The organism is Pseudoalteromonas sp. ATL1 (genome assembly GCF_058933015.1).
In genome coordinates this window covers 1,504,999-1,517,849 of sequence record NZ_JBZYXL010000001.1, presented here as the reverse complement: position 1 = coordinate 1,517,849, position 12,851 = coordinate 1,504,999, and the positions used below count along the sequence as shown (strand labels likewise).

General features: G+C 44.4%; 13 protein-coding genes. All 13 read right to left on the bottom strand.

Translation table 11 applies throughout. The annotated features are described in order from the left end of the window. Positions 1-10: 10 nt before the first annotated feature. The 13 genes from AC5FX4_RS06730 to AC5FX4_RS06670 all read right to left on the bottom strand — a co-directional run bounded on the left by AC5FX4_RS06730 (position 11) and on the right by AC5FX4_RS06670 (position 12,834). Positions 11-496 (bottom strand): phosphatidylglycerophosphatase A family protein, encoded by a 486-nt coding sequence (locus AC5FX4_RS06730; protein WP_493605695.1) that lies wholly within the window; start codon positions 494-496, stop codon positions 11-13. Between the two features lie 8 nt (positions 497-504). Then, positions 505-1,467, bottom strand: coding sequence for a thiamine-phosphate kinase (gene thiL, locus AC5FX4_RS06725; protein ID WP_493605694.1), 963 nt, complete (start codon positions 1,465-1,467; stop codon positions 505-507). A 43-nt stretch (positions 1,468-1,510) separates the two neighbouring features. Next, positions 1,511-1,921: a transcription antitermination factor NusB gene (gene nusB / locus AC5FX4_RS06720; protein ID WP_070993250.1), complete on the bottom strand. Its 411-nt coding sequence runs from the start codon at positions 1,919-1,921 to the stop codon at positions 1,511-1,513. 11 nt (positions 1,922-1,932) lie between these two features. After that, on the bottom strand, positions 1,933-2,397 hold the full coding sequence (ribH, locus tag AC5FX4_RS06715) for a 6,7-dimethyl-8-ribityllumazine synthase (RefSeq protein WP_493605693.1): 465 nt from the start codon (positions 2,395-2,397) through the stop codon (positions 1,933-1,935). 146 nt (positions 2,398-2,543) lie between these two features. Next, positions 2,544-3,659, bottom strand: coding sequence for a bifunctional 3,4-dihydroxy-2-butanone-4-phosphate synthase/GTP cyclohydrolase II (ribBA, locus tag AC5FX4_RS06710; protein ID WP_493605692.1), 1,116 nt, complete (start codon positions 3,657-3,659; stop codon positions 2,544-2,546). A 29-nt stretch (positions 3,660-3,688) separates the two neighbouring features. Further along, positions 3,689-4,345, bottom strand: coding sequence for a riboflavin synthase (locus AC5FX4_RS06705; RefSeq protein WP_493605691.1), 657 nt, complete (start codon positions 4,343-4,345; stop codon positions 3,689-3,691). 8 nt (positions 4,346-4,353) lie between these two features. Next, positions 4,354-5,463: a bifunctional diaminohydroxyphosphoribosylaminopyrimidine deaminase/5-amino-6-(5-phosphoribosylamino)uracil reductase RibD gene (ribD, locus tag AC5FX4_RS06700; RefSeq protein WP_493605690.1), complete on the bottom strand. Its 1,110-nt coding sequence runs from the start codon at positions 5,461-5,463 to the stop codon at positions 4,354-4,356. 2 nt (positions 5,464-5,465) lie between these two features. After that, complete coding sequence (nrdR, locus tag AC5FX4_RS06695; RefSeq protein ID WP_493605689.1) at positions 5,466-5,915, bottom strand: transcriptional regulator NrdR; 450 nt, start codon at positions 5,913-5,915, stop codon at positions 5,466-5,468. A gap of 86 nt (positions 5,916-6,001) precedes the next feature. Next, entirely contained in the window at positions 6,002-7,258 is a 1,257-nt protein-coding gene (gene glyA / locus AC5FX4_RS06690; protein ID WP_493605688.1) for a serine hydroxymethyltransferase, read from the bottom strand. A 242-nt stretch (positions 7,259-7,500) separates the two neighbouring features. Then, the gene (gene thrC, locus AC5FX4_RS06685; protein WP_493605687.1) at positions 7,501-8,784 is read right to left on the bottom strand and encodes a threonine synthase; all 1,284 of its coding nucleotides are present in this window, start codon (positions 8,782-8,784) and stop codon (positions 7,501-7,503) included. 5 nt (positions 8,785-8,789) lie between these two features. Next, entirely contained in the window at positions 8,790-9,728 is a 939-nt protein-coding gene (gene thrB, locus AC5FX4_RS06680) for a homoserine kinase (protein ID WP_493605686.1), read from the bottom strand. A gap of 11 nt (positions 9,729-9,739) precedes the next feature. Further along, positions 9,740-12,157 carry a bifunctional aspartate kinase/homoserine dehydrogenase I gene (gene thrA / locus AC5FX4_RS06675; protein WP_493605685.1) on the bottom strand — a complete coding sequence of 806 codons (2,418 nt, stop codon included), beginning with the start codon at positions 12,155-12,157 and terminating at the stop codon, positions 9,740-9,742. A gap of 308 nt (positions 12,158-12,465) precedes the next feature. Continuing rightward, positions 12,466-12,834 (bottom strand): response regulator, encoded by a 369-nt coding sequence (locus AC5FX4_RS06670; RefSeq protein WP_493605684.1) that lies wholly within the window; start codon positions 12,832-12,834, stop codon positions 12,466-12,468. Between the last annotated feature and the right edge of the window lie 17 nt (positions 12,835-12,851).

Below are 12,851 nucleotides of genomic sequence, written 5' to 3'. Positions count from 1 at the left end.
CTGCCTAATATCAAACGGTTAAAAACCCAGTTTTAAACAAAGCTTGAATACAAATCAATGAGAAAATGCCAGCGAGAATATCGTCGGCCATAATTCCAAAGCCGCCATGAAGTCGTTTATCAAGCATTTTTATTGGACCCGGCTTTACAATATCAAAAAAACGAAACAATAAGAAACCCACAATCAATGATTTCCAACTAATTGCTGCGCCAAGCATGGTGATATAGAAACCAGCCACTTCATCCCACACAATCGCAGGGTGATCATGCACTTGTACATCTTTTGCAGTCTGTCCACATACCCATAAGCCAAAGATGCTGATCACGACTGCAAACACTATCTGTAACCATAAAGGGTAATTGTAAGTAATAAAAATCAGCGGAAGCGCACCTAAGGTCCCAAATGTACCTGGCGCCACGGGTGATAAACCTAAACCAAACCCTAACCCAAAGAACTGATGAGGTCGTCGAATATCAAACTTATACTGCTTAGCCAAATTGACTCCTAGCTAAAATGTTCAAAGCCAGTTTCTGGAATTGGCCATGGTTTATTGTCATTGAGTAACTCTAATGAGCCATCATTATTTACAATTTGCCCAATGCAAACTGGCTCGACGCCATACTGGCGCAACTTATTCTCTAGTAAATTTTTATTATCGTCAGAAACCGTGTACAGCAGCTCATAGTCATCACCATATGCCAGAGCTAACTTAAAACGAAGCGCTTCATCTTCCAAGCTATTGAGCGCGTCTGAAGTAGGCACCTTATCAACATGAACCACCGCTCCCACTGCAGATTGCGATAATATGTGCGATAGATCCGCAATCAGCCCATCTGAAATATCAATCGCAGCCGTCGCGACGCCTCTTAATACTTGCCCTGCAGCGACACGCGGGGATGGAAAATTAAATCGCTCATTGGCGCTTTTTAGGTGCTCTGGTGCAATAGACCAGTTTTGCTTTCTGGCTTCAATTGCTAAACCAGAATCACCTAACGGACCAGTTACATAGATCCAATCACCATTCTTTGCCCCTGAACGGGTCAGCGCTTTGCCAGTTGGCACAATGCCTTTTGCACACACAGTGATCGTTAACGGGCCTTGTGTTGTGTCACCACCAATGATCTGCACATTGTAGTATTCGGCAATTTCATGCATGCCTTCGGTAAATTCCTCAAGCCAATCTGGATCAATTTTGGGCAAAGTAAGGCCGAGGGAAACCCAGGCAGGTTCTGCGCCCATTGCCGCCAAATCACTTAAATTTACAGCTAAAATACGGTGTCCAAGCGCACGGGGAGGAATATCAGAAAAAAAATGTACGCCTTCAACAAGGGTGTCTGTTGTTACCGCTAATTGACAATTTTCAGGGACACTGACAATCGCACAATCATCCCCAATGCCAAGCGCTACATCACGACGTGAAATACCACGTCCGGTAAAATAGCGATTGATAAGTTCAAATTCCTTCATACACAAAAAAGCCGGCCAATGCCGGCTCTCCAAGTTATTAGCCCTACTTGCGAATGTCTTTTACAGCTTTATCTAAAACGCCGTTAACAAACTTATGGCTATCTTCGGCACCGAATATTTTCGCCAGTTCAATGCCTTCGTTAATCGCAACTTTATAAGGTACGTCTTCTCTGAACTTTAGTTCATATGCACTGACTCTTAATACCGCACGTTCAACTTCATCTAAATCGTCAAATGGACGAGATAAATGTGGCTTCACAATTTCGTCTAATTGCTTTTGGTTTACGGCAACACCACGCGCTAAGTCCTTAAAGTACTCAACATCTACCTTTGATACATCATTTTCGATCAACATTTGTTGCTCGATATCTGCAATCGGGTTGCCACTTAACTGCCACGAATATACGGCTTGTAAAGCCAATATACGTGCTTTACGTCTTGCTGCTGGTTTCACAGAGGATCCTCTTAAATTTGCTCTAGCACGTTCACCATTTCTAATGCGCCAAGTGCTGCTTCGCCGCCCTTGTTGCCCATTTTGGTGCCCGCACGTTCTATGGCTTGCTCAATGCTTTCAGTGGTCAGTACGCCAAAAGCGACTGGGATATCATAATCTAATGAAACGTTTGCCAAGCCTTTGTTTGACTCATTGGCAACCAGATCAAAGTGTGGTGTACCACCACGGATGATCACACCTAGTGCAATGATTGCATCAAACTCTTTTTTCATTGCAATGCGTTTTGCCGCTAAAGGTAACTCAACTGCACCTGGTACATAAACCACAGTGATGTCTTCATCTTTTACACCACCTGTACGCTTTAACTCGTCTACTGCACCTTCTAAAAGTGAACTGCCGATAAAATCGTTGAAACGAGAAATAACGATGGCAAATTTTTTGCCCGGTGCAAACTTGTTACCTTCAATAATGTTCATTAGATGATCCTAATCTTTTAAATACCAATGCTGAAGCATGTACCGAAATATCGGTCCTGCGATTGCCAAATTGGAGCGCATAATAGCACAGTTTTGAGTATCCCCAAACAACTTAAAACGGGCCAATTATCGGCCCGTTAAAATGCTTAGCGTGGCGGTTCGATGTAGTCGACCACTTCTAAATGGAAGCCGGAAAGCGCATGATATTTTTTCGGCATACTCATTAAGCGCATTTTCTGAATACCTAGATCAGCCAAGATTTGTGAGCCGACACCCACAGTGCGCGATGTCCCTTGGAACTTACGAACACTCACTTGCTCGCCTTCATCTTGGGCTGCAAATGCTTTGACCATGGCCTCTATTTCACTACTTTGCTCTTGCTTGCCAAGCACCACTAACACACCATTGTGTTCACTGATATATTCCATTGCGCCGTGCAAACTCCAACTTCTATCAGCACCGCGATCCGATAATAAAATATCGTTAAAGGTGCTTTGTAAGTGAACACGTACTAAAGTGGTATCACCCGATTTAACCTCACCTTTTAGTAATACATAGTGCAGTTGATTATCAATGGTGTCTTTGTAAGTCACCAAGTCAAATTCACCAAATTCGGTGGGCAACTTGCATTTAGCCACTTTTTCTATAGTGGTTTCATTCAAATTACGATATTCGATTAAGTCTGCAATTGTGCCAATCTTAATACCATGTTCTTTAGCAAACACTTCAAGCTCTGGACGGCGCGCCATTGTGCCATCCGGGTTTAATATCTCCACGATCACAGACGCAGGCTCTAATCCTGCTAAGCGGGCTAAATCACACCCAGCTTCCGTATGCCCTGCGCGAGTTAACACTCCACCTGGTTGCGCCATAATAGGGAAAATATGACCAGGCTGCACTATGTCGCTTGGCACAGCGCCTTTTGCGACTGCGGCTTGCACGGTCCGGGCTCTGTCCGCCGCTGAAATCCCAGTGGTTACCCCTTTGGCCGCTTCAATTGACATGGTAAAGTTCGTAGAGAACTGCGCGCCGTTGTTGCGCACCATTAACGGCAAATCTAACTGCTGACAACGCTCTTGTGTCATTGTTAAACAAATCAAACCTCGACCATAAGTCGCCATAAAGTTGATGGCATCTGCCGAGATATGCTCAGCAGCAATGATTAAATCACCTTCATTCTCACGGTCTTCATCATCCATTAGGATGACCATTTTACCGGCTTTAATGTCATCAATGATTTCTTGTGCGCTGTTTAAATTCATAATTTACCTACTAAATTAAGGTTCTGGGGTTATTTTATAAAGCCCGCTTTGGCTAACAAACTGGCTGTGAGAGTAGATTCATTAGCACTGGGTTGTGCGCCTTGAACGAGTCGCTCTAAATAACGGGCAATTTGATCGACTTCTAAATTCACTTTACTGCCAACTTTAAAATCAACAATGGTTGTTTCTTGTGCAGTATGGGGCACGATTGTTAGCTTAAACTGGTCGGCTTTTACTTCATTTACGGTCAGGCTGATACCATCAATGGCAACCGAACCTTTGTATGGAATGTACTTCATTAATTCTGCTGGCGCTTGCAGCCAATACTCTGTTGCGCGCGCATTTGGCTCTATCGCCACAACGGTCGCAATGCCATCCACATGGCCTGATACCAAGTGACCACCTAAACGAGAGATAGGTTGTAGTGCCTTTTCTAAATTGACTTTCTGCCCTTGTTTGTAGTGAGCAAATTGAGTCAACTTAATGGTTTCATTAGATAAATCCGCTTTAAAACCGTCACTGAACTTTTCAACAACGGTTAAACAAACACCATTGGTGGCAATACTGTCGCCCAGTTTCACATCATTCATATCAAGCGTTGAGCTAGTCACTCTCACCACTAAATCACCTTGCGCCGCTTTCAACTCGCTCAGCGTACCTGTCGCTTCAATGATTCCTGTAAACATATTGCCTCTTATTTGCTTGGTTTAGCGATAATACGAATGTCGTCACCCACTTTATCTACATCGACAAATTCAAGTTGGGTAACGTCGTCCATTGCTGTCAGTTCGGGTAAGTTGAATAAGCTTCGTCCAGTCGAGCCAATTATCTTTGGTGCAAGATAAAGTACATATTCATCAATTAATGACTGTTTTGCAAAAACGCCCGCAAGCGTCGCCCCCGACTCTAACCACACATGGTTGACGCCACGCTGTGCTAACGCAACAAGTGCGGCCTGACATGATACTTTGTTTTGCTCTGACTCTATCAATACTTGCTCAACGAAATGCGGCCATTGTTGTTTATTATCAAGATGAGTACGAAAAATTAATATCGGGGATGGCTGTTGAAATAAAGCAAGATCTGGCGTTAAGCGATTTTGAGAGTCAATAATCACACGCAAGGGTTGTCTTAACGTCATCCCTTTTGGTAACTCGATGTCACACTCGCTTTCACGCACATTTAATCTGGCATCATCCATAAGTACGGTATCAGCACCAGTTAAAATTGCACAACTTTGTGCTCGAAAGCGTTGCACATCTTTGCGCGCATCAGGACCTGTGATCCATTTACTCACGCCATTTTTTAACGCAGTTTTACCGTCAAGACTCGCAGCGAGTTTGCAGGTTACGTAGGGTAACCCCTGCTCCATACGTTTTAAAAAGCCTTTATTAAGTGCTTTTGCCGCTTCTTCAAGAAGCCCATGTGCGGTTTCAATACCAGCAGCTTGTAACATTGCGAGGCCTTTTCCTGAAACTTGTGGATTAGGATCAACCATGGCTGCGATGACACGTTTAACACCCGCCTTGATCAAACCTTCTGCACACGGTGGCGTACGTCCGTAATGGCTGCAAGGCTCCAATGTCACATAAGCGGTCGCACCTTGTGCTTCTTCTCCTGCCGCATTGAGAGCATGTACTTCTGCATGCCCTTCACCAGCGCGTTGGTGAAACCCTTGGCCAACAATGTTGCCATCTTTGACAATGACACACCCCACATTCGGGTTTGGGGTTGTAGTGAATCGGCCCTTTTTTGCCAATTCGATTGCCAATGCCATATACGCTTGGTCTTGCTTAGAGAGCATGGTTAATCACCCAGCCTTGCGATTTCTTCGCCAAATTCCCGTATGTCTTCAAATGAACGATAAACTGAAGCAAAACGCACATAAGCCACTTTATCTAATCTTTTCAACGCATCCATGATGCATTCACCAATTAGGTGACTCGACACTTCTCGCTCTCCCGTGGCACGGATTTTTGATTCAATCTCGTGGATCACTTCATCGATTTGTTCTGTACTGACAGGGCGCTTTTCTAATGCTCGAGCGAGACCATTGATCAGTTTATCTTCATTGAATGGCTCACGAGAACCATCTTGCTTGATCACGCGTGGCATAACCAACTCTGCACCTTCAAACGTGGTAAATCGCTCATGACATTCGATGCATTCTCTGCGGCGACGAACTTGATGGCCAGAGCTCACTAAACGAGAGTCGATTACTTTAGTATCTTTTGCGGTACAAAAAGGACAGTGCATATTGGTTCACTTCAGAAGTCATACAAAAAAGGCCGCTATAAAAGCGGCCTTAATCATAACAAAAAATGGCGTTTTTGTGAGTGAAATTATGCGTAAACTGGTAATTTTGCGCAGATAGCTTTCACTTTTTCTCTTACTTGAGCTTGTACAGACTCATCTTCGATGTTGTCTAGTACATCACAGATCCAACCTGCAAGCTCTTTAGATTCTGCTTCTTTAAAGCCGCGGCGCGTGATCGCAGGAGAACCAATACGTAGACCTGATGTTACAAACGGTGAACGAGGGTCATTTGGTACAGAGTTTTTGTTTACTGTGATGTAAGCATTACCCAGTGCAGCATCTGCCGCTTTACCTGTGATGTCTTTATCAATTAAATCAAGTAAGAATAGGTGGTTATCGGTTTTACCAGAAACCACTTTGTAGCCACGCTCTTGCAATACTTCTACCATTGCTTGTGCATTCTTAACAACTTGCTGCTGGTACGTTTTGAATTCAGGCTGTAGAGCTTCTTTAAAAGCAACCGCTTTAGCAGCGATAACGTGACAAAGAGGGCCACCTTGACCACCAGGGAATACCGCGCTGTTTAGCTTTTTGTAGATGTCTTCATCGTTACAAGCTGAAATGATTAAACCGCCACGAGGACCCGCTAGCGTTTTGTGTGTTGTGGTTGTTACAACGTGTGCGTGTGGTACTGGGCTTGGGTATACGCCTGCTGCAACAAGACCTGCCACGTGCGCCATATCAACCAATAAGTAGGCACCTACTTTATCCGCGATTTCTCTAAACTTAGCCCAATCAACAATGCCTGAATAAGCAGAAAAGCCACCGATGATCATTTTTGGCTTATGCTCAAGTGCAAGCGCTTCAACTTGTGCGTAGTCAATTTCGCCCGTTTCTTCATTCAAACCGTACTGCACTGCATTATACGTTTTACCTGAAAAGTTAACGTGAGAACCATGCGTTAAGTGACCACCATGCGCTAGGCTCATACCTAGCACTGTATCGTGTGGCTGTAATAGTGCTTGGAATACCGCTGCGTTTGCTTGAGAACCCGCGTGCGGCTGAACGTTTGCGTAGTTAGAACCAAATAGCTCATTTGCACGGTCAATTGCTAATTGCTCAACCACATCTACGTGCTCACAACCGCCGTAGTAGCGCTTGCCAGGATAACCTTCTGCATACTTGTTTGTAAGCTGAGAACCCTGAGCCTCTAATACGCGTGGGCTACAGTAGTTTTCAGAAGCAATCAGCTCAATGTGTTCTTCTTGACGCTGTGTTTCAAGCGCAATTGCTTTTGCTAATTCAGGATCAAAATCTGCAATATTCATGTTACGTTCTAACATGGGGTCTCCTAGGTGCACGTAAGATAATAAAAGCCGTATTGTACGCTCAAAAGCGCTCAATGCCTATGCTATTGGTATGAGCATATTTAAACAGGGATTGAAATTATTTCACAGTATTAAAGTAATGATATTTTTTTATTTTAACATTTGAAATATTTATGAGTAATGAAGAGTTAAATTAACTATTTAAATATGAGTAAAACAGGTGGCAGTCGAACAACTGCCACCGTAAAACAATTGAATTAAAGTAACTTAGCAAATATTGCAGCCTTTAATTTGTCATAATCGGCAGTCATCGGTTGTGCCAAGCATTCTTGATCTAACGCATCTTGCAGTACCTTAGGCATTTCAATTTGCTGTCCAAGCACTTGCTCTACAGACTCTTTGAATTTTGCAGGATGAGCCGTCGCAAGGAAAATCCCTGTGCGATGTGCTTGTTTATCTTCTGACAGTCCCTCATAAGCAATCGCTGTATGTGGTTCAGCGATATAGCCTTTTGCAGCCACTTCACGCATGACTTCTTGCGTTCTTTGCTCAGACACTGAACTTGAATAAAAATCATGTTTATCGAATTTATCGTTATCCAACATAGATTGCACACGAGGCCAATTATTAGGTTTACTCACATCCATTGCATTGGACAATGATTCAATTGTTTCATTGGGTGCCCACTGCCCTGATGCAATGAAACGCGGTACGGTGTCATTTTGGTTCGTTGTGGCCGACAACTTACTCACCGGTAAACCAATGACCGAAGCAATCATCGCCGCACAAACGTTACCAAAGTTACCGCTTGGTACAGACACATGTACATCCGCTCTTTTCTCTTTAGGCAATTGTGCAAGCGCTTCAAAGTAATAACACACCTGAGCAAGCAGGCGGCTGATGTTAATTGAATTGGCTGAGTTTAAACCCAGCTTTTGCTTTACTTCGTCGTCTAAAAACGCCTGTTTCACTAATGCTTGGCAATCATCAAAGCTCCCTTCCACGGCATAACAATGAATATTTTCACCCAACGTAGTAAACAGCTTTTGCTGCGCTAGCGAGATTTTGCCTTCAGGGTAGAGGATCACCACATCAACATTTGGCTTTTTATAAAAGGCATGCGCGACTGCGGCCCCCGTGTCACCACTGGTTGCAGTTAAAATGGTGACGCGCTCTCCTTGATTGAAAAGGCCGATGCACTCAGCCATAAAGCGACCACCAAAGTCCTTAAACGCAAGCGTGGGGCCATGGAATAACTCTAGGCAATAATTATTTTCGTCAACTTGTGCTAATTTCACAGGGAAATTAAATGCGCGTTCAACCATCGACGCCAACGTGTCTTTAGGTAACTCATCGCCAATAAGGTGTGACAATATTTGCGTGCTACGCGCTACAAATGGCAAGTCCAATAAAGCCTCAACATGACTCATCGCGGTTAAGTCTGTTGGAAAGAACACCCCTTGATTACGACCTAGGCCAGTTTTCACCGCTTCTGTAAAGGATACTTTTTGAGATTCATCTTTTAAATTAACCAATTGCATTGTTATTAAGCTCCTTGAGAAATGGCACGCGTGCCTAAGTTATCGAGTTTACAGATGTGGCTAAAGCCAAGTTCATTAATGTAGTTTTGTTCAAGCCATTGCTGACATTGCTGGGCACTTTCTAGGGTTTTGCAAATAGTGAATAAAGTAGGACCTGCGCCTGAAATACTCACAAGCTCTGCACCATACTGTGGTAATGCCGCTTTGGCATCACTAAACCCAGCGATTAGAGACTGACGATGCGGCTCGGCAATATCATCTTGCATTAACGTCAGCGCTTCATCAAAACGCCCACTTTGTTGCAACAGACAAAAACTGGTGAGGCGTTGAGCAAATACCACAGCGTCATGTGTTGCCAGCTGCGCGGGTAACACGCCTCTCGCCTTAGCGGTATTGAGCGCAAAGCCTGGGTACGCCGCTACATAATACCACTCTTCATTGACTGGTAGCGCCAGCGCCTTGTTCGGTACCACGTCAGCCGTTAACTGCAACCCGCCCAAATAACAGGGGGTGATATTGTCATAGTGACGTGCGCCGCTGACCTTGCCTTCAAAATCGGCCATCAATTCAATCATGGCTTCTTGTGATAAATTCGTTTGCGCGAACTTATCCAAAGCAACAAATGTTGCCACTACTGAGCAAGCGCTTGAGCCAAGCCCCGAGCCAATCGGCAAACGCTTTTCAAGCGTAAGTAGTGCGGCGGGCATATTGGGCGCAACCTGTTCTTTAAAGTGTTCTAAGCATTGAAATGCCAAGTTGTCTTTCGCATCTCCCGGCAACTTATCTGCATATGGGCCAACACACTTAAATGCGTCTTGCTGCGCGGCTTCAATGTGCACCACGTCACCGAGCAATGTGCCATCAATGGGTGCCAGCGCGGCTCCCAAAGAATCAAAGCCAACACAAAAATTTCCGACCGATGCAGGTGCGTAAACAGTGATCATCAATACAACTCCTAGCGTGATAATGTTTTGAGAATGTCTGCGAATACGCCTGCAGAAGTAACCTCTGCACCGGCGCCATAGCCACGAATAACAAAAGGACGAGGTTGATAATATTGGCTCAAAATCGCCAAGGCATTTTCACCATCACGAATATCATAAAGCGCATGCGCCTTATCTACCGCCTCAATACCAACACGGCAATGACCGTTATCGATGCTGCCTACGTAACGAAGTACTTTTCCTTCATTCGCAGCACTTTGTACTTTGTCGGCAAAAGCCGCATCAAGTTCTGGTAAGCGCGCCATAAACTCTTCAACCGAGCTACCCTTTGCAAATTCTGCGGGTACGACGGCTTCAACTTCAATATCACTCAGTTCAAGCTGAAGGCCTGACTCGCGTGCGATGATCAGCAGCTTTCTCGCCACATCTGTACCCGATAGGTCGTCTCTTGGATCTGGCTCTGTAAAACCATTGCTTTTTGCTTTTTCAGTCGCTTGTGACAAAGTTAAGCCATCTTGTAGCGCGCCAAACATATAAGACAATGAACCAGACAGAATACCGTTAAATGACAGTAATTCATCACCCGCACCAAATAGTAGTTGTAGGTTGTCTAACACAGGCAAGCCTGCACCCACGTTGGTTTCATACAAAAATTTGCGCTGCTTTTTTTGTGCCGCAGTCATGAGTGCCTGATAGTATTCATAGCTGCCCGTATTGGCTTTCTTGTTCGCGGCAACAACATGAAAACCCGCGTTTAAGAAATCACAGTATTGATCTGCCAAGTGTTGTGACGAAGAACAGTCAACTAATACAGGGTTAATCAAGTGGTTCGCTTTAACAAATGACTCAACGCGCGCCAAAGAAAACCCTTCCTGCTGCGCTTCAAGTTCTGCCTGCCATGAATCAAAAGGGACACCTTCATCATTGAGGTAAAGTTTACGAGAATTAGCAACACCGTATAAGTTCAGTTTGATATTACGGGCTTCTAACCACGTTTGCTGCTTTTCTAACTGCTTTATTAATTCCTGACCAACTAGACCACAACCTAATAAAAACACGTCGATAGATGGAATATGCGTGAAAAAGTTCTCATGACACACTTTGACTGCGTCATTGCACAGCGCTCCGTCCACCACAGCTGAAATCGCGCTTTCAGTCGAATCCTGTGCAATCGCGACAATATTCACTTGCGCTTGTGCTAAAGAGGCAAAGAACTTGGCTGCTAACCCTTTGTGCGCCTTCATGTTGTCGCCCACGAGTGTGACAATAGCCAACTCTCTTTGCACTTGTACAGGTTCAATTAGACCAGCCTGCGCTTCCAGTTCGAACGCCTGCTCTAATGCATTCAGCGCCAGCTCTAAATCAGCCTCATGTACACAGAAGCTAATACTAAATTCACATGATGATTGCGTGATCAACACAATCGATACGTTATCATTCGCCAATGCACTAAATACGCGAGCGGCCATACCAACTTTGCCTTTCATACCGGGGCCAGACACAGTCAACATCGCAAGTTCTTCTAAGCTAGAAAGCGCCTTAACCGCTTCGTCACCACGACGTTCATTGCTGATCACAGAGCCGGCAACATCTGGATTATGCGTATTTTTGATTTCACAAGGCACTGAGAATTTCGCACAAGGTAAAATAGTTTTTGGATGCAACACTTTGGCGCCAAAGTACGATAACTCCATCGCCTCTTTGTACGATAGCCAATCAACCTTACTGGCTTTTTTAATAAAGCGAGGATCGGCATTATAAACGCCATCTACATCAGTCCAGATCTGACACACTTCAGCCCTCAAGCAAGCTGCTGCAACAGCCGCAGAATAGTCAGAACCATTGCGGCCCAAAGTTGTTAACTCACCGCGTGCGTTACTCGCCGTGAAGCCAGGCATTATGTAATATTTGTTTGGCTTTGCGTTCATTGCCGCTGCAAACTTTGGTTGGCTCAACTGCAGATCTACTTCGGCATCTAGATACCCACCATGGCTAACAATGCAGTCTGTCGCTTCAAGGTAGCTTGCTTGGGATGACCCCAACATGGTTTGCATCAAAGCCACACTGACACGCTCACCAAAACTGATCACATAAGCGCGAACTGAATCTGGACAGCTTTTAAGCAACTGTACACCACGCAACTTGTCAGCTAACTCTGCCAATGAAGGCCAATAAGTCACTGAACCATACAAGCTTTCAACTTGTTCAAGTAGGCCTAGAGCGCGCGCCTCTAATGCTTGCCATTGCGCGTCAAAGCTCAACCCTTGCTCTGCCACATGAGCAAGCTCAACGAGTTGATCCGTCATCCCCCCAGGCGCTGACAACACGATCAGTGCTTCGTCGCCCGCTTGATTTAATATTAAGTTTTGTACTTGTTTAAGACACTCAAAATTCGCCAAAGACGAACCACCAAATTTCAGAACACGCATGATTAATTTTTCCTCATTCCTAAAACGAAAAAAGGCCTGTGTTCGTAGTGAACACAGGCCTTTTCTATTACGCACCGACCTATGCCACTATCCAGATTGGATGGTGGTTGTAATAATGGTCGTAGTGTTAAAATTTGTTTTCATGTTATTTAGCTTGCCCCAAAAACAGGCACCGTGTCAACAATAAAAAACAGCATGTAATATGCAAAAATATCAAGTTAATTATTTCTCAATGAAATAATTATGCAACAAAGTGTAGGGCGGTAATTTTGACGGGCTGAAAAGTTATTTAGATGTAAATGTACTGCTTAACGTATGCCGTATTGATGCAATAGTTTGATCAGCAACTCGCCATGTACAGGCTTTTCAAAAAACTCTATTGCTCCGAGTTGTTTCACTCTCTGCTTCATGGTCGATTGAATGTCTGCTGAAATAACCACAACAAAGGTCTCGATACGGGGGTCTGCTTTCATACTGTGAAGCACCCCAACGCCGTCCATTTTCGGCATTGTGAGGTCTAAGCACAGTAAATCGATAGGCTTATTACGCAAAATTTCTAGCGCCTCAAGTCCGTTACTGGCTTGCTCTATATTTACATCAAGCGCTTTTGTTAGACTACGCATAACTTGCTTGCGGGCAACTACGGAATCGTCACAGACTAAAATTGAATAAGCCATTATTTTTTATATCTATT